The sequence below is a fragment of the Pseudoalteromonas sp. Bsw20308 genome (genome assembly GCF_000310105.2).
Lineage (GTDB): Bacteria > Pseudomonadota > Gammaproteobacteria > Enterobacterales > Alteromonadaceae > Pseudoalteromonas > Pseudoalteromonas fuliginea.
On record NZ_CP013138.1, the window covers coordinates 2,424,534 to 2,443,309 of the forward strand.

The window sequence follows — 18,776 nt, forward strand, 5'->3', positions numbered from 1 at the left end:
TTAATGACCCTTCGCGCTTTATATTTTATAAAGCGCGATTAAAAACACATATAAGCTAGGACATCAATGGCGACAATTTATCAAGTATCAGAAATGGCAGGTGTGTCTTTATCAACTGTTTCAAGGGTACTTAACGACAACGACTACGTAAGCAAAAAAACTAAAAAAAAGGTATTAGAAGCAATGAAAGAGCTAGGCTATCAGCCAAGTTCTATTGCTCGCTCTTTGGCGTCTAGCACTACAAACAGCGTCGGTATTTTAGTTTCTGAGTTGGATGGTCCGTTTTTTGGTCAAATGATGTCAGCCATTGAAGAGCACCTTCGTATTGCGGGTAAACACGTGATTATTACCCCTGGACACAGTGACGAGAAAAAAGAAAAAAGCGGCTTTGAATTTTTAATAGGCCGTAATTGCGACGCTATTATTGCCCACGTAGAAGCGGTATCAAACGAGTACCTAATTGAGTTAAGTAAAGGCAAAACCCCTATTTACTTAATGAGCCGCTACGTTAAAGAAATTGAAGAAAACTGCATTAGCCTCGACAACGTAATGGGCGGCTACTTAGCCACTAAAGCCATGATCAACAAAGGCCATAAAAACATTGCGTACATAGCAGGCCCACAGTTTAAAGAAGACGCGTCAAATCGTTTAAAAGGTCACAAACAAGCCCTAGCAGAGTACAACCTAACCTTTGACGAAAACCTATTTTACATAGGCGACTTTAAAGAAACCGGCGGCAGCGAGGGCTTAAGGCATTTTATTCAAAATAAAGCGCAAATAACCGCCCTTGTGTGTGCCAATGACGAAATGGCATCGGGTGCCATGAAATACGCCCGCGAACACGGTTTTAACCTGCCAAAAGATTTAGCCATTATTGGGTTCGATAACGTAATTTTTACCAATTACCTCTACCCAACACTGACTACAATAGATAACCCAGTTCCCGAAATGGGTCGAGCTGCGGCTAACTTAGTACTTAAAGACATTTATAAAAAAAACGGCATAACAGTAAAGCACGTGTTTCAGCCAAAGCTTATTTTAAGAGACTCAACACCGGACATTAATTAACTTTAAACCTAATTTAAATCTAGTTTAAATCTAAGTTATGTAACTCATTACGCACCCACTGCGTATCTAAATATTGCTCTACGTGCTGCTTCGCAAACTTTAAAAAGTTACGTGCAGCATGCGATATGTGCCTATCTGTTCGCATTACAAAATACCAATGACTCGCTAAATGGGCATCGGTTACGTTTAAAATTTTAAAACTAGTATCGTCTGTTGCAAGTACATGGCGTGATAAAACCGCAATGCCCATCCCCGATGCAACCGCGACGCGTATTGCTTCATTACTCGCCATTTGCACGCTATCGCTCAGCACTAACCCTCGGCTTTGTAACTCGCTTTCAAATAACATACGTGTTGCTGAGCCATTTTCTCGTAGTAAAAAACGATACTGCATTAAATCAGTTAATTTAACGGCTTTTACATGAGCTAACGGATGGTTTAGCGGCACTATAAATTCCAGTGGATTATGCAAAAAACGCGCAGCTTGTGCGTGTTCAAGCGACGGCGGGTGGCTAAATACATAAATATCGTCCTCTCCTCGCTCAAACCTATCAAGTACCTCAGCCCTGTTACCTATTTCAAGCGGGAGCTCAACATGGGGATGTAAATTACTATAAGGTCCAAGTAGTTTTGGTAAAATATATTGCGCCGTATTAACCATTGCAATTTTACAACGGCCGCGCGATCCACCATTAAGCTCGGTTAAAAAATCTTGATAGTCTTCAAAATGTCCAAACACCTGTTGGCATGTTTTAAACAGTTCAAGCCCTGCATCGGTCACGTGTAACTTTTGCTGTTGTATAAGGAGTAATGGCTCGCCTACCGCTTCTTGCAGTCGCTTTATTTGTAGCGATACCGTTGGCTGTGTTAGGTGTAAACGCCTTGCGGTTTCGCTTATTGAACCCGTTTTAACCACGCTCATAAATACTTCAAGCAACCTAAACGATATATGTCGTAAATCCATACCTACCTCATAATGTACCTAATAATAGTTATCTAATAAGCAACCCATAGATAAACACCTATAACTAACTCGTATTTATTTTATTATTTACTATACAAAGTTTTATCTACAATAGCGCTACTTAATTTACCAACTAGTAAGGAAAGCCAGTGCCAGATATTGTTGTTATGTTTTTTATTTTAGGATTAGTAGCGGGTATTTTACGCTCTGATTTGGCCATTCCAAAAGCCACCTACGACACATTAAGCTTATTGCTTATGTTAACTATCGGCTTAAAAGGCGGTATGGTGCTGCACGGTAACTTAAGCTGGCAACTACTGCCCGAAATGGGATCGGTTATGCTCCTTGGTGCACTTATACCCCTTACGCTTTACCCTATTTTAAAATACGTTATTAAACTCTCTGTTGCTAATAGCGCCAGCATTGCCGCACATTACGGCTCAGTGAGTGCTGGTACATTTGCTGTTGCGCTCGCCTATGCCGAGTCGGCTAAATTAGTAGTAGGCGCAGAAGTAACCCTTTATTTAGTGATGCTAGAACTCCCTGCAATCATTGTTGGTTTATTGCTTTACCGAAAGCTTGATAAAGAAAACGGCCAAAATAATGAGCTGTCGTTAAAAGCCCTTTGGCACGAAACTCTCACGAACAAAAGTGTGATTTTACTCGTTGGCGGTGTAGTAATAGGTATGATGTACGGCACGGTGCAAGGTAGCCAAGTAACGAGTCTTTTAACCAGTAGCTTTAAAGTTGTGTTGGCATTATTTTTACTAGAAATGGGTTTAGTCGCCGCGCAAACTCTACGCCCTATCCCTTGGAAGCATTGGAAACTAGCGGTATTTGCTATCGTCACCCCGCTATTTTTAGGCACGATTGGCACAGCAGTAGGCACACTTTTAAATTTAGAATTAGGCTCGGTAGTTATTTTAGGCAGCTTAGTAGCCAGCGCCTCATACATAGCCGCACCCGCTGCAATAAAGGCGGCAATCCCTAAAGCCGATATTGGTCTTGCTATGCTGAGTTCACTCGGTGTAACTTTCCCGTTTAATGTGATTGTTGGTATTGGTTTATACCACCAGCTCGCAGTAGCAATGCAGTAAACGAAAAATCAGTATTAACAATTAAAATTTATTACTTTGAAGCTGTTAAGCCCACTTTATACGGGATTAACAGCTAAATTAAAAAGGTCATTTTATAGTAAATACAATGGTCACTTAATCGTTAATTTTTTATGTGGGCTCAAAAAAAACATCTTTTTCCACCCTTGATTTTGCGTTGTAAAAAGCCACGGCATGGGCACTAACGATAAAATAGAATAATGCACATGAGGCTGTTTCCCTGCGGCATTTCCAGTATCGCCCAGTAAACCAATTTGACTGTTTATGCTCACTGTATCGCCAGCACTTACACTGTACTCATTTAAATGTGCAAAATAATGCACGCGCCATTTTGGCCCAAGTACAGCAACCGCTTTACCACCTCGGCTTAACTCACCTGCAAATATAACAACACCATTTGTTGAGGCAACTACGGGGGTATTTTTTGTGCCAAAAATATCAATTCCTTTGTGCACACCCGACCTACCCCAAGGCTCGTACCAAAACGTGTTATGGTTCCAATCTTTACTTGTGGCACCTTGTACCGGAATCATTATTTTTTCGGGAATTAGTAAGCCTATAATCAATACAGTAGCAATGCCAATTGCAATCCACTTAAGTACTTTCAATGCTCTATCCTTGATATTTAAATAACTTATATTGGTAAATTATTAGCCATAATAACTGAACTCATCATAAGTCGTGTTTATGGTGTTTTATTTGAATGAAATACCCGACTAACATGTACTAAGCTGATCAACTTCAAAACAGGTTTTATAAGCAATTGGGCACTGCCCGCTATAAACAACCATGTGCCACTTTCTATTAGTGAGTCATTTAAAAAGAAAAAACTGCCAATTAAAAACCATACAGCAATCAAAAAATCGTTAAACGCTCCCAGCGCTTCATATCGTCGCTGAATGGTAATATGCTCTTGCCCTAAATCTAAAATAAATTGATTACTGGAATCCATAAGTACTGCTCACTCTTTTATTTCATAATTTAAAAAGCTTGTTTTCACAAGCTAAGCTGCACCATACAATAACAAAATTTACGCAATAAAAAACGCTGGCCAATGCGAATCAGCCAACGTTTTTATTGTTTGTGCAATACTTAACTAATCGTTTATTTTTTCTCTTTTTCTAAACGCTTTTTAAGACTTAATGCAGCATCGGCGGCTAATAAACGCATAAATTCAGAGCCATTACTTTGCTCGCCTTGGCCTGCGCCTATTACAATTTCAGGCACTAAACGGCTATTACCTAAGCTTGTAAATAAAGCAGTTTGAATTTTAACTTCTGCTTTTAGCGTTTCATCAAATACATACTTTGGATCAAGTGCAGCAGACTTAGCTCTTAAACGAGCCTCAGCTAAAACGTCCATACCTAATGCTTCTAAACGTTGTTGCTTTAAAATCTCTTCTTGCTCTTTTGCAAGCTCCGCTTTTACAGCCACTCGTTGCTGCGCAGAAATAATGGCATTTGCCTTAATTCGTTCAGCATCAATTTGCTCTTTGATTTTTAGCTTTTCAGATTCAGCACGTTGCTTAGCAATTGCTTGTTCACCTAAAGCCACTTCTGTACGTGCTTGTTGCTCAGCTTTTTTAAGATTTTGACGCGCTAGTGCTTCATCAGCAGCTGCTTGCTTTTGGGCTTCAAGGCGAGCATTTACTTTGCTTTCGTAGTCAATATCAATAATGCTGGCATCAACTACTGTAATACCGTAAGCGCCTAAAATAGGTGCGTTACGCAATGTATTACCTTCATCGTCCACTTTAATATTAATAGTGACACGTTGCTGTTTACTTAAATTACCTAAATCGTCAGATTTATCGCGCTCACCTGTACTAATAATTTGTTCAGTAACAAAAATACCGTTGGTTAATTGATCAGCAAAATCTTGGCTTAATTGACCATTACCACCAGAGTAGTGTTGCTCTACCGACATCATACGCGCCGACGCTTTTACATTTTCAGTGGTTGCACGCATTAATAAATTAGATATTAATGTTTCTTGTGAACCAAACTCTTCGTGTATTTTAAGTAAACCACGTAGAGCACCCGACTCAGCTGCTGGTACATTGCCTGGTAACCTAAAACGAGAAACACCTCGTGCGCCGCCCGTTGTGGTATCTAAAAATCGAATTGGTATTAACGGCACAATTGCGCTTGCTGTTGCACCGGCATCGCCCGTAAAATTAATCGAAATTACTTTTTTATAAGCAGATGTACTACCAAACGCTTTTAAATAAGGGCCGGCTTGATTTATTACGGTTAAGTTACCTGTAAAAGCCGATTGATGTACTAAACGCTCATCTGCTTCATTCCACGAAACAACTTGCGATGTAAGCGTTGCAATTACCGCTAGTACAACAACAATTGATGACACTATAATTACATTACGACGACCAAATCGACTCATAAATGAGTCACTTTTTACTGCTGGGACTGCTTTTTCGCTATCCATTTTTATTACTCTCCATGTTTAATTTCTTTTTCACAAAGTAAATAATTTCCTGTTCACTCAAATGTGCGCAAAAGCTACCAGAGCGATGTAACTCAACAAATGTTGCAAGGATTTCTTCTTTACCTTTAGCTGTTTTATCTTGGTTTTCTTGTGTTTGATTTTTTTCTGTTAGTTGAGTGATTAAATCATCCACTATCGTGTCTTTATCAAACAGTACGTTGTATTCCTTGGATTTTCTTACTCGACTTTTATTTATATTGCTGTAAATTACATAAAGCGCAACGCATAAAATAATAACAAGTAAACTTAACCCTATAATGTAAAAAATCATAAGCTCTACTTAAATTAGTTTAAATACTTAACGAGCAATAACAATTGTAAATATTGCTATACAAATGTTAAGCCGATAATTTTACAGTAATGCTAGGTAAAAAACAGATTAAAAAGTGTTTAATAAATAAAATAGAGTTTAAGCTGTAATTTAAAAGCCGGAATAAAGTGATATTTTTGATTATATTAATAAGTTACTTTAAGTAATCCATGCACAGTAGCGTTGGGCAGCCAGAACAATAAACGCGCTAATAAATCACCTTTATCTAAACCAGTGATTTTTGACGTAATTTCAATACAATTTGATAAAAGAGGCTCTTGCTCACACACTTTTAAAAATTCAAACTGCCAAGATTCAAGCGCTAATGTACTTAATTTATAATTAATACGAGACAAAGCGACAAAATTTAATTTTGCTACAGGCATATCATATCCATCATGTAATTGGAGCTTTTCCATCAATGGTATAATTGGGTAAGCTAATTCAACTAAACGTAAACAAGGAGGTGTTTTTACAGTAAGCTTTTGTTGTAGTATCGAAAAAAAATCTAATACAGCGAGTTCATCTTGCTCTCCTTCAAATCCTTTAGCTAATGATACCTCCGCCTGTGCTCGCTCAACACGAGAAATTTCAGCCGGCAAAGAAAAAAAGGCTTCCTCCTCAGAGCTATAATTACCTTCTGGGCGAGTACTTTGAAGAAACAGTGAAAATCCAGCACCTAAGTCATACAAGCTTGGCTTTTCCGAGGGAAGAGTAACAATGTATGCTTTTGCAAAATCTGCAAAAACTATTTCCCCCATAAAGCTCTCAAGAGTTGGATATTCAGATTTTAAGCACTCAACTAAGCGCATAACATACCCTGCAGCATATATGTTTAAGCGACGAAAAAATGTTGATCTTTCTTTACCTTCGGTTAATAACTCCCAAGATAAATCAGTATGTGCAGAAGCTTGCATCACTTTTTCTCTAAGATCGCCACGTACAACTAACATCGTCATCATCCATTCTTGTGTTTTCTTCAGCGTTACTTCATTCATACTTTGATCTAACCATATGTTATTTAACGGACTATTGGAGTAGAGAGTGCTATTGTGTCATTTATTGTACTAAAAATATTATCTGTGCTTGGCATGGCACCTCTAAGAACTGAACGCGCTTTATTCAATTCAGTCACTAACGTAGGAAAGTCAGGTATATTGGCATCCCATTCTAGTAAAGTAGCAATATTACCGCCAGCAAGTGACTGAGCCAGTCGATATAAATACCACACTTTTTCAGGCACGGGTCTGTCATGCGTATCAATAAGGCAGTCTCCCATTAATGTAGGTCCTGCTAGGTGTATCTGCACAATGTGATCATGAGGGAGATTTTTAATAAATGTTTCAGGGTCATAACCATGATTATAAGATGACACATAAACATTATTTACATCTAGCAACAGTCCGCAGCCAGTTTGATTAACTAGTTCTGATAAAAAGTCCCATTCAGTAAAAGTATTTTGTTGAAATTCTAAATAACTAGAAGGGTTTTCAAGTATTAATGGGCGTTGTAAAAAATCTTGCACATAATGAATTCTTGAAACCACATGCTGAAAACTTTCCTTAGTTAGTGGCATAGGTAAAAGATCGTGACTATTAACACCCATTGTACCTGTCCAACAAAGGTGATCTGAAATCCATTCAGGTTCGATTTCATGAGCAAGTTTTTTTAGCTTTTCAAGGTATACCTGATTTAAGGGATCTGTACTGCCAATGTTCATTGACACACCGTGCATTACAATCGGTTTTTTTGCACGGACTTCTTCTAATACGTGACGAGCATAGCCATAATTATCAATAAAATTTTCACTAATTATTTCAAACCAATCAATCCCCCAGTCTTTTTCATTCATGAGATAAGGGAAATGCTGTGTTCTTAATCCAACCCCAAATCCCAATGGCTCTAAATTAAGCATATTTTTCGTCAAAATGTTGGTCCTTATAAATGAGTAAAGCCCCCATAAAGGAGCCTTACGGTTTATAGCTGTGTAATGGTGCACTGAATTGATTACACTAATTTTGCTATTGAAAAAATCGCTTAAGTTGAAGGCGGTAATACCAAACGAATATCAGATGGTGCCGGCGATGAAGGAATATGAATGGATTTATTATGGCCACTACCTTGCACTTTCACCAAACCTTTTGCAGCACAGTAGCTGCGCCATGCAACATCGTAAACAGCTTCACCTTGGTGATAAGGCATAGAGTTTTTTTCAACAACAGTAGGAGGTAACATATCTCTTGCAACTAATTCTGGCCATTGTATTTCTTGTGCATGAAAGTGTGGGGCTTCACCAAATTTATATAACTGCATTTCATAATTAGCATCACTTTGTGCAGGGTAAAGTTGTGATGCTGAAATAGGCACAGCGCAACCTCCCAAACTGCCACATAAATTATCTGCTGGCGCGCTTTTTAATCCTGCTGCCGCAGAACTACCGCAATTACCGCCACCCGTTGCGCTTTGCACAAAGCCACAACCACCTTGTGTCTTACACTCGTTCGACCCTTTACAGCTGTGATACGCCAATTTATCAGCACACACATTCTTATCATCACCACTACTTTCATCTATCGCCATACCTTGACACGCATGATACAACTGTTGTTTTGTTTGATTTTCAATGCCTGTAACTAGATCAGGACAACGGCCCGTAACAGCCCAACAAATAGAAACACGATCTCCAGAGCCACCCATCGCAGGCGAAGGAAATTGTGACTTAGGATCAGCCCAATATTTGTTCAGTGATGTTGTAATTCCTTTAATGGTACCAACAGCAGAAGAGCTAAAAATAGTAAACGTATTATCTATTTCTGCTGGTGAACCTAATCGATTTAAAGCCGCTGCAATATCGGATGTTTTAGGTAGGTGAGGTGCAACATCAATACCTAGCATTGCATCATTCCAAGGTTTATCTGGGTTATTTTCATGCCATACATCCCAGGTAATATAATCATCTTTAGCTATTAAGCTTTTAACTTCGTCGAATAGTTCAAAATGATCTTTCCCCCCATTATCAAAGCGCGCTTGAGCAGAGCCTGATGCAGCCGCTGTAGGATTACCTTGATCATCATACCCTGGGTAATCTTTAATTAAGCCCTCTTTACTCGGCTGAAACTTAGATTGCACGCTACTGAGCATACCCGCTTTTTTTGTTTGAGCTTTCTCAAACGAAACCGCCCAAGGCTCAGTTACCCAACGTTCTATAATCGTTTTAACCACATCATCACCTTCACCTTGGTCAGTAATAGCATTAATATTATTGATGAGCTGTAGTTTTACGTTATTCAAATCTTGAGTTGTACATTCTATTTCAGTTTTAATACCTGGATACTGCTTAGCTTCTCTCGGTGGGGTATTATTAAATTGATCTCGCTGTAAGCCATTGTCTTTTGCAGGTGAAATTAAGTGCGATAGTAAATGACTACCATCGGAATAAGTAATCTCTAAGTAATCCCAATAACACAAGTACATATGACCAATAGAGCCAAATAATGGTAAATCAGTTTCTCCCATACTCGGTGTAAACCAATTAAATGGCGCTGATTCAAAATACTTCGTTCCCACATCGCCGTTTTTCCGCTTTACTGGAGGGTTAAATAACATCTCATGTCCACGCTCAGCTTTTTCTTCAATCGCTAAAAAAAGATCGACCTGCGCCTCATTCATTGCCCTCAGCTCTACTGTTAACTTACTTAAATCAGGATCTTTGCCCTTCCAGTCTGTAAAATCTAAGATATGCGGTATTAATGTTGAATTTGCTTTATAACAATGCCAACCATAATCGTCGCTTTGTAATGCTTTACTTGTAAAAATAGGCGTGACACCTATCGTGCTAGCCATATTAGAAGCTAACTGTAGATGCAACATCTCTTCAATAAAAACGCTGTATACCTTATTAAACACATTTTCATTGGTTGTTAGTGGTTTTTCCTTAGTTGCGGCCGTTGCACCAGAGCCTGGCCACCAGCGCCCAGCGTAAAGTTTACTTCCGGCACTGTTAATTTGATGCATTCCCTTTATAGAATAAAGCGATACCATATAAATCGGAATAGTGAAAAGCTCAACATTTATAGCAGCTTGAGCTATTGCTTTTACGCACGCTAAATCGGCTTTGAGGTGACTAATGTTACGGTTTTTAAGTTTAGTTATTGCTTCTTGCTGCATTGTAGTTTTCTCCTAGATATTAATACCCCGAACACCTTAAAAACTTAAACACGGATCATTTAAGTATTTTTAAATATGTTCCTTCTAAAATACTTTAGCGTACGGGATAACATCTTACTATTACACCAATATTACATGCGTTACAGCCGAGATTAAAACCACATAACCAAATGATTTATAAGGACATTTAGTTAAAAGCAAAAAACCACGGTAGGTATTAACCTAACGTGGTTTTTAATGTTGAACATTTTGTCGTTTTATCCAAAGCGCTGAAAATAGCCGCTTGAGATAGATTTATTATCCAGAGTTCAGGTTAATTAGCATAAATAATTAACATTCATACTTTAAGGAGAAACTATTCGCATGGCCCCCAATCAACACCGTTTTCACCGCATTCATACAGCGTTGTTCCATCTTCTCGGCGAGTCTCTCTAAACCATTGCCCTTCAATTGTTTTAATAATACGTACGTTGTCTGTGGTTTTGTATTTACGCCAAAAGCTAGCATCAATAGATGTTTCGTCATCAAACTTATAGGGCATAGCAGCGAGTACAGTAACTAAATCTTGAGTGTCTAAATCAGCAGCTTTGTCTTTAACATTTACCCAATCAGATAATGTTTGAAAGTCGGCATTTTCCTCTCTAAAGGCAAAGTCAGTTTGGTAAAACGATTCTGACTCAGTATAGCTAATGCTAAAACCTCGCTCGAACGGTGTATCTAAATTAGAACTAACGCATTCATCCGCTGTTGGGAAGTTAACCGACGGGCTTGTATTATCAACGCTGTAACGCACATTACTTTTCTCAAAACTAACGTTCTCAATACTAGAGCATCGGTAAGTACGATCGACGTTAATGTATACATCATCTCTAACTCTTAATTTTCCATTTAACGACTCTTCGCCCCAAGGCGTATCTATTGATTGAAGTTGAGTTAAAATAAAATCAATTTTATCGAGTTCGTCTGTATTTTTAAGCTTTACTTGCTCATGAAAAAACTCAGTGCCCGCAAAAATAACTTTGTCGCGGTACCATGCATTTTCAAACCCATACTCTGCATCTTTTGCTGTGTCTTGGTAAATCACTGCTCTTACTTCTTCTGCATCAGGAAACTGAGCATCTAGCTCTTGCTTGAATTTATAGGCCGCTTTTAACCCCTTAACAATTGCTTGTGCTCTGTCGTAAGCGTCGCTGTCGTTAGTAGCGATAAAATCTGAGTAAATTTGTTCCGTCGACAAATTATAATGCGCAACCAAGTTTTGCATTACATTTGTTATTTCGCTTTGAAGGTTTGCAAGTAGCTCAATATTTTCCTTAAGTGCATCACAACTTAAATTATTGTTACCAATTTTTTGTAATTGAAGGCTCAACTGCTCCCAAATAACGGTTGTTAAAGGTGATATATTTCGAATATCTTCATCAGTCAAAGCCTCAATTGAGGGCGGAAATGACATTTGATACGCTTGTGTTACCTCTCCTAAATCCTCGTCAATTGCGCCAACAGGTACATCAACATACATAGTTGAATACGGCACACACAGCGCCTGCTCTTCTGTAAAATTAAAACTATAATTACCCGATTCTTCAGAGACTACAGAAGGTTCTGTTTGCTCGTCAAAAATACCATTGCCATCAATATCTAGCCATACTATTGCACCAGATACATAGCCATCAATAACCTTTCCAGTAAGAGAGATGGTGTTAACTTCTACTGGGTCTACCTTCACTGGGTCTGCATTGACTACTACAGACTCTGCAACGGGCTCTGCAACGCTCGCTTTATCATCGCCGCCACATCCAACAAGGCCTAGCGTAAACGCTAATGAAATAGCTAACTGACTTTTTTTAAAAAACATACAAAGACTTCCTTTTTTGTACTTTAATTATTATTAAAAATCATATTGTTATAAATTAAATGAATTATTTTTATAAAAAATAAGTAATACCAACCTGCTTATATATGAGATCTATTTAACGTTAAGAAAATTACGCTAGAACTAGGCAAAAAATTTTTATCTAGTTGTTCTAAATAAAAATTTTAACGACGTTATAGTGCAATGTAATTCGTTAAAATGCTCAAAGATTTATGCAGGTTGGTATAAATTTAAACAACAGAAATTTATTGAGTTTTTATGGGGGGATGGCAACAAGTTAACATGCCCTGTACCTATATCATTACATGGAATGTTAATTTAAGCACTTACATTTGTTAATTAACCTAAACTCTGGTTAAGATATTTACTAAAACATTGAATTATAATGATATTTAAGTTTATTTTCTCTAGCCAGAAATTTTCAGTGGAAACAAGACGAATTTACGCTTCAATAGCTGGCCTATTGCAAGTAAATTCAACGCAGTTAGCGCTGAAAATAGCTGCTCGAAATAGATTTATTATCCAGAGTTCAGATTAATTAAGCACAACGAGAAGGAGCTGTTACTTTCTAATTCAGGCTATATGTACCTAAAGTTATAAGGTTTGCATAGTAGGTGGTTTTTGTAAACGAATGTGTTTTAAATGCAAAACCCCACATTAAGTAATACCTAACGTGGGGTTTTGTTATTCTCGAAAACGTAACAGCCCATCAATGACTATAAAGTTATTATTAAAGAGCAAGCTCTTCTTTAGCACGAGATAAGTTGTGCGATACCATTGTGCTGTTAGATAATTTTGATGCTTCATATAAATCAGCAAGTGCAGCAGTGTCATTATGTGCTTTTAAACGTGCAACACCACGGTTGCTTAATGCGAATGACGTAAGTTGGCGAACTTTAAATCTAGGGCCATCTGCGTCTTTTAAAAGCGCGATTGCTTTAGTACAAATTGCTTCAGCTTGCGCATAATTTTTTGACTTAACATTCAGTGCACAGCTGTTAAATGATTGCTCAAGTGGCTGTGGCGCTGTTGCAGTTTCAATAACCATTAATTTGTAATCACTTGCATCAGCTACTGCAGCAGCTGAACATGTAAGTAGTGAGCTAAGAGCGATAGTTTTGATAAGTGTAAGTTTCATGGTCGTAGTCCTGTTGGTTAAGCCGTGCTTGTTGCCGACAACTGAACTTTAGTGAATTACCACAAAAACGACAAACGATTAAAACAAACCTAATAAGTGAAGAAAATTAACCTATAGACCTTAGTCTAATACGGTTAGCATTTTTCTATATATTTAAGTAGCTTACGCACCAACCCTTGTGTCTGAAATAGCTATCTTGCGTTTTAGAACGTATATAATTATTTATGCTTTTATTTAGTCCGTTTTATTTTAAGCATCTTGCCTTAGCGTAATTGAATAACAATCAAAAAAATTTATACATTTAATCACATGCAATACTAAGTCATGTATTTATAATTTCGACTCTAGTAACTTTTCATCATTAATGAATTAACTGTTTTGAAACACACACTTCCCTTTTTGTTTTTATAAGAGGAAATAAAAAGCGTGTGAAATACAGCTATTTCACACGCTTTTAAAAAATTATATTTAACGGATAGTTTTGGCTACTTTACCAATACTCAAACCCTGAATTAAAATAGAAAACACCACAACCGCATAAGTGAGAGCTAATAAAATATCGCGCTCGTTCCCATCAGGTAATTGCAATACCAATGCAACAGAAATACCACCACGCAAGCCACCCCAGGTTAAAACTTTCCACGCACCTGATGGCAACTCTAATTGCTTATTAAATGTAGTGGTTGTTATACCCACAACGATTAAACGTGCGAGTAAGGCGATTAAAATTGTTAAGCCACCAGCAATAAATAAATTACTCGAAAATGCAATCATGACGACTTCAAGCCCTATGAGTACAAATAAAATGGCATTTAAAATTTCGTCAATTAGCTCCCAAAACAAATCAACGTAATGGCGTGTTTTGTCGCTCATAGCCATACTACGGCCATGATTGCCCACCATTAACCCCATCATTACCATTGCAAGTGGGCCCGACAAATGCCAATGACTTGCAAGTGCATAACCACCAATAACGCCCGCTAAAGTAAGTAGTACTTCTTCTTGATAACTATCAATACTTTTGAGTAAGTAATATAAAATACCACCTAATACCAAACCAAAAACAATACCGCCACCGGCTTCAACCGCCAGCGTGTGCGCTACATAATAGGTTGTAGGAATATCACCACTTGATAAAACACCCAATAAAAGCACAAAAATAACCACGCCAATACCATCGTTAAATAACGACTCACCCGCAATCACGGTTTCAATACTTTTAGGCGCACCCGCAGATTGTAAAATTCCCATTACCGCAATAGGATCGGTTGGCGAAATTAATGCACCAAACAGTAAACACCAAATAAACGCTAAATCAAAACCAAGCAAAGGAAGTACTAAATAAAGCGCGCCAGCAATAATAACCGTTGATAGCAACGTACCCACACAGGCTAAAATGCCTATTGGCAATTTATAGCGCCTTAAATCGCTAACATTTACGTGCAGCGCCCCAGCAAAAAGCAGCATAGAGAGCATGCCATCAAGCAAAACTTCAGTAAAATCTAACTGATCGAGCAAGCTCACTTCGTAATCTATAAGATCATCAAACCCTAAAAAGCCCAAAAATATAGCCGCAATAGAAACCACCATCGAAATAACCATTACACCAATGGTTGTTGGCAAGCCAATAAAACGGTGATTCACATAGGTGAGTAACGCCGTAATTGATAAAAATATCGCGCCAATTTCAAATATGGTTAAGCTGCTTGTAAGTTCCATTTTTATTAATCCGTAATATTAAATTAGTTATTATTTAGTAAGGCCGTAAACTTGTCTTGTTAAAACGCAAAAAAGCCATGTTAGGAGTAAACCTAACATGGCTTTTTTGTACTGTCGCTATTTTATATCATGCTTTAATAGGCACTTTATTAATAAATTTTATAAAGAAAGCTCTTCTTTAGCGCGAGTTAAGTTGTGCGATACCATTGTACTTGTAGACATTTGGTTTGCTTCGTATAAATCAGCAAGGCCAGCAGTGTCGTTGTTCGCTTTTAAACGTGCAATACCACGATTGCTTAATGCAAACGATGTAAGTTGGCGTACTTTAAATTTAGGGCCATCTGCGTCTTTTAAAAGCGCGATTGCTTGTGTACAAATTGTTTCAGCTTCTGCATAATTTTTTGACTTAACATTCAGTGCACAGCTGTTAAATGATTGCTCAAGTGGCTGTGGCGCTGTTGCAGTTTCAATAACCATTAATTTGTAATCACTTGCATCAGCTACTGCAGCAGCTGAACATGTAAGTAGTGAGCTAAGAGCGATAGTTTTGATAAGTATTTTCATGGTCGTAGTCCTGTTATGCCAATTGTTTAAATTAGTGAGCTTTTTTAGCGTCAAGAAAATAGCTTAATAACAAGGCAAAAATTATGAAATATAGTCGTTCTATATAAGTAATTTTTAACGCAGTTAGTGAGTTATTTAATTCGCTAAAATGATCATGTTTTAATAAAATTGGTATTAGTTAGCCGTGCTTGTTGCCGACAACTGAACTTTAGAGAATTAACACAAAACCGACAAACGATTAAAACAAACCTAATAAGTGAATAAATCTAACCTATAGACTTTAGTCTAATGCCAAACTACTAATTTACGGCAATTGGTATTTATACAATCAGCAACCAAACCAACACCTATTTAGTACGTTCAAGCAACTTAACTACTTGGGCTACAACCATTTCTGGCTCATCATTTTGTGGATAGTGATAGCTCTTATTTGTTATTACTATCTCACCTCGAGGAAATGCATTAGCCCACTTTGAGTATAAGTCGCCCCACATTTCACGCGCTTTGTCGGTAAAAAATAATACAGATGGCTTTTTGTACTTTTTAACTGAGGCAATTACTGTCACGGGTATGTCAGCAATTTGTGGATAATCAGGCAGTGGACGTTTTGACCAAAAATCTAAATACTGATTCGACATTCCATTTTTCATATCGCCGAGCTTTATTGCAGCAATTTCTTTTTCAGCACGAGGCAAGTCAATCGCGCGCATAATATCTACATCGTGCTCTGATGCAGGCTCAATTAACATCAACGCTTTAATCTGATTAGGGTATGTTGCAGCAAATACACGCGCAATATAAGCACCATAAGAATGCGCAACATACACAACAGGCTCTTTTATTTTTAGTACTTGAAGAAGTAACAAAGCCTCAGCTGCATATTCTTCTGAGCTATAGTTTTTCTTTATTTGTGCAGAGCCGCCATTACCAATACGAGAATACCGTATAACTCTAGCGTGTTGAATCAGTGATTCAAAAACCGGTTCCCAATCACTTAAACCAGCAGAACCGCCCGCTTCAAGTAAAATAGTATGTTTACCTTTACCGGCTAGCTCGTATTCAACGTCAAAGCCATTTACTTGAACTTTAGCCAGTTCAGCCAAAGCGCTAGTAGATATGAAAAGTGAGTAGAGTAATGTTATTTTTAACTTTAATTTCATTGTATTAGGTAGATCTTTCTTTTATTAAATTAACTGATTTTTTAAGTTAGTACATGCCTTTAGTATCTGCCTTAAATATTCTTGGCTATTAACTCTGCTTTCAGCAAACCACCTTTAGTAAGTAACTTAGGAGCGAAACTTGGGTTACGTTTAGATTTGTAAGCATCAAGTATTAGCTTAAGACCATGCGCTTCTAACAATGAGATATTTACTTCAGTATCCATTTCGGCGGACTCAATGAAATCATCTGAAAAGCTGGGCGCGATTATCAACACTTGTGCAACTCGTTTACCCTGGTTTTCTGCGCGAGTTACATAGGCTTTTACTTGCCGCGAAGTTGTTGAATATTTGGCGAAATCTCCATTTTTACAGGTTTTTGCTTCACCTATAATTATGTCGTTATCACTTAGTGAAATTACGATATCTGCTTTATCTTTAGCAGTATTTAAATCTTTACGAAGGTCTTCGTCGATATTTAGCTCTAGTAGTTCAAAAATTGCTTTTGTGACTTCTTCAAACTTAACACCAATATCAGCTTCTGTTACATCTGCACCAACTTCCCTAAGAGTATTGATATCACGACGCGCTAATGCGTCGTAATTTTCAATTAGTTTATCGGTCGCATTAGCAAAGCTTTCTAAAATAGCAAAACGCGCATTACCACGTTTAGATAGCCCCATACTATCTCGAACTTCTCTTACTTCATCATTTGAAAGTAAATATAAAATATCATGAGGTGTGATACTCAAGGCACGTAATTTTTCAGTATCTATTATTTCATTAGCTTCAAGCTCAAATGCTTCTTTAAGCACTACTTGCATTGTTGGAAAATGTTCTTCTAATGTTTTTAGAAGCTGCTTAAATCCACTAGCGCTGAGGGAATCAAACTCCTTTTCTGTTGCACCTGATAGCGATGATAGTATTAAACTAATACGCTCATCTAAAGTAGTGCCAAGTTTTTCAGTGTCAATTTCTAAGTCTTGAATTAACTGTTTTAAGCGCTCTTTACGTTGATTTTGATTATCTTCAAGACTGTGGATATCATCTGATAGTAATCTAGCTGCGCTAAGTCCTGAATGAATAATTGTTTGAATCTTATCAGTTCGGCTTACGCCTCTTATTTTACGACCATGCGCTTTAAGTGCATTTGAAAGCTCAGCGTCAGTAAGAGTTCTGAGGATTCTTAATATATATTTATCGGCTAAATCTTTCCCTTGAATTTCATTAAGTAAAGTTACTATTTCATCTGGAATGAACACTTCTTGGCGTTTCTTACTTATAAACAATAACCCCATATCCCTCAGGCTATTTAAAGCATCCAGCACTCCATTTTTAGGAATAACATCGACTAAATGCTCTACAGCAGCGCATTCATCTGTTGTTAAATTCAACTCATCTGCAAGCACATTCAGAATGCTGCGCTCATCGTCAGTTACTTTAGCATCGCGATTATTCTTTTCATCATTAAAGTATGCTTCTTTCATGCACGCATGATAAATTTTCAAGGCGCGATTTCTTTCTAAAATGCTTTCAGCTGAATTTTGTTGGATATAATCTTTAAGCTCTTTTGAGAGCCTTGATAACTCAGCCCACTCTTTCTCATAAAGCGATTCAATCCAGCTAATTCGAGCAACTCCATTCCCGTCACGGCTCAAAATATTAACTAGCAAGTTGAGTTGTGCTGTACTCATTAATATTTGATCTTTTACAGAGCATTTAAAAAAATCTCTGACGGTATGGAATAATTGGGTAATTTCGCTACCAGACGCATTTTTAATTTGACCGTCAATATTGTCTATTGTTTTAGCTAGTTTTTTATTATTCTTAGCAGCATCAGAACAAAGGCGGTCGAGACATGAAATAAATTTAGATTTTTCGACTTGGTTAACAATTGATAAAACTTGATTGAGTTTCATTTTTACAGAGTCCTTTCATATAATATAGTTACAAATGTAACAGTTAATTTTATTTGCAGCAATAAAGCCCACTTTTGAATTACTTAATTAAGTATAGGTAAGCTCTAGCCCTCAAAATTCAAAATATCTAACTAACACCTCATTTATCACCCAAACCTATAAACTCCTTCGCCCATATGCCATAATCTAAATAATTCATTATTTTAGTAACTTGGCGCGTATTTAGGCGTTTTAAAGTTAACTACTCAGGGTTTTCAGCATGGCATATCAAGAGCAA

General features: G+C 37.5%; 16 protein-coding genes. 2 read left to right on the forward strand and 14 right to left on the reverse strand.

From position 1 onward, the window contains the following. Positions 1-66 precede the first annotated feature (66 nt). On the forward strand, positions 67-1,068 hold the full coding sequence (locus D172_RS10405; RefSeq protein WP_007375487.1) for a LacI family DNA-binding transcriptional regulator: 1,002 nt from the start codon (positions 67-69) through the stop codon (positions 1,066-1,068). A 19-nt stretch (positions 1,069-1,087) separates the two neighbouring features. Here D172_RS10405 and D172_RS10410 read toward each other — a convergent pair whose 3' ends face one another. Next, a complete protein-coding gene (locus tag D172_RS10410; RefSeq protein WP_007375488.1) occupies positions 1,088-2,032 on the reverse strand; it encodes a LysR family transcriptional regulator in 945 nt (314 codons plus the stop codon). 149 nt (positions 2,033-2,181) lie between these two features. Between D172_RS10410 and D172_RS10415 the strand changes: the two genes are divergently transcribed. Beyond that, complete coding sequence (locus D172_RS10415) at positions 2,182-3,129, forward strand: sodium-dependent bicarbonate transport family permease (protein ID WP_007375489.1); 948 nt, start codon at positions 2,182-2,184, stop codon at positions 3,127-3,129. 110 nt (positions 3,130-3,239) lie between these two features. On the opposite strand, the gene D172_RS10420 is transcribed toward D172_RS10415, so the two are convergent. From D172_RS10420 to D172_RS10480, 13 genes are all read right to left on the reverse strand, one after another. Then, positions 3,240-3,755, reverse strand: coding sequence for a M23 family metallopeptidase (locus D172_RS10420; protein WP_007375490.1), 516 nt, complete (start codon positions 3,753-3,755; stop codon positions 3,240-3,242). 77 nt (positions 3,756-3,832) lie between these two features. After that, positions 3,833-4,099: a YrhK family protein gene (locus tag D172_RS10425; RefSeq protein ID WP_007375491.1), complete on the reverse strand. Its 267-nt coding sequence runs from the start codon at positions 4,097-4,099 to the stop codon at positions 3,833-3,835. Between the two features lie 152 nt (positions 4,100-4,251). Further along, positions 4,252-5,592, reverse strand: coding sequence for an SPFH domain-containing protein (locus D172_RS10430; RefSeq protein WP_007375492.1), 1,341 nt, complete (start codon positions 5,590-5,592; stop codon positions 4,252-4,254). Next, complete coding sequence (locus tag D172_RS10435; protein ID WP_007375493.1) at positions 5,585-5,923, reverse strand: hypothetical protein; 339 nt, start codon at positions 5,921-5,923, stop codon at positions 5,585-5,587. Before D172_RS10435 ends, D172_RS10430 begins: the two co-directional genes overlap by 8 nt. A gap of 185 nt (positions 5,924-6,108) precedes the next feature. Next, a complete protein-coding gene (locus D172_RS10440) occupies positions 6,109-6,960 on the reverse strand; it encodes a DNA-binding domain-containing protein (protein WP_007375494.1) in 852 nt (283 codons plus the stop codon). Positions 6,961-6,983: 23 nt separating this feature from the next. After that, a complete protein-coding gene (locus tag D172_RS10445) occupies positions 6,984-7,877 on the reverse strand; it encodes a DUF692 domain-containing protein (protein ID WP_045984408.1) in 894 nt (297 codons plus the stop codon). A 122-nt stretch (positions 7,878-7,999) separates the two neighbouring features. After that, positions 8,000-10,129: a ferritin-like domain-containing protein gene (locus D172_RS10450; RefSeq protein ID WP_007375496.1), complete on the reverse strand. Its 2,130-nt coding sequence runs from the start codon at positions 10,127-10,129 to the stop codon at positions 8,000-8,002. Positions 10,130-10,484: 355 nt separating this feature from the next. Beyond that, positions 10,485-11,984 carry a hypothetical protein gene (locus D172_RS10455; protein ID WP_007375497.1) on the reverse strand — a complete coding sequence of 500 codons (1,500 nt, stop codon included), beginning with the start codon at positions 11,982-11,984 and terminating at the stop codon, positions 10,485-10,487. A gap of 748 nt (positions 11,985-12,732) precedes the next feature. Then, positions 12,733-13,140 (reverse strand): hypothetical protein, encoded by a 408-nt coding sequence (locus D172_RS10460; protein ID WP_007375498.1) that lies wholly within the window; start codon positions 13,138-13,140, stop codon positions 12,733-12,735. Positions 13,141-13,608: 468 nt separating this feature from the next. Continuing rightward, a complete protein-coding gene (locus D172_RS10465) occupies positions 13,609-14,859 on the reverse strand; it encodes a cation:proton antiporter (RefSeq protein WP_007375499.1) in 1,251 nt (416 codons plus the stop codon). A 159-nt stretch (positions 14,860-15,018) separates the two neighbouring features. Continuing rightward, the gene (locus D172_RS10470; protein WP_007378124.1) at positions 15,019-15,423 is read right to left on the reverse strand and encodes a hypothetical protein; all 405 of its coding nucleotides are present in this window, start codon (positions 15,421-15,423) and stop codon (positions 15,019-15,021) included. Between the two features lie 347 nt (positions 15,424-15,770). Then, positions 15,771-16,583, reverse strand: coding sequence for an alpha/beta fold hydrolase (locus D172_RS10475; protein ID WP_007378125.1), 813 nt, complete (start codon positions 16,581-16,583; stop codon positions 15,771-15,773). A gap of 71 nt (positions 16,584-16,654) precedes the next feature. Next, on the reverse strand, positions 16,655-18,499 hold the full coding sequence (locus D172_RS10480; protein WP_007378126.1) for a hypothetical protein: 1,845 nt from the start codon (positions 18,497-18,499) through the stop codon (positions 16,655-16,657). Positions 18,500-18,776 lie beyond the last annotated feature (277 nt).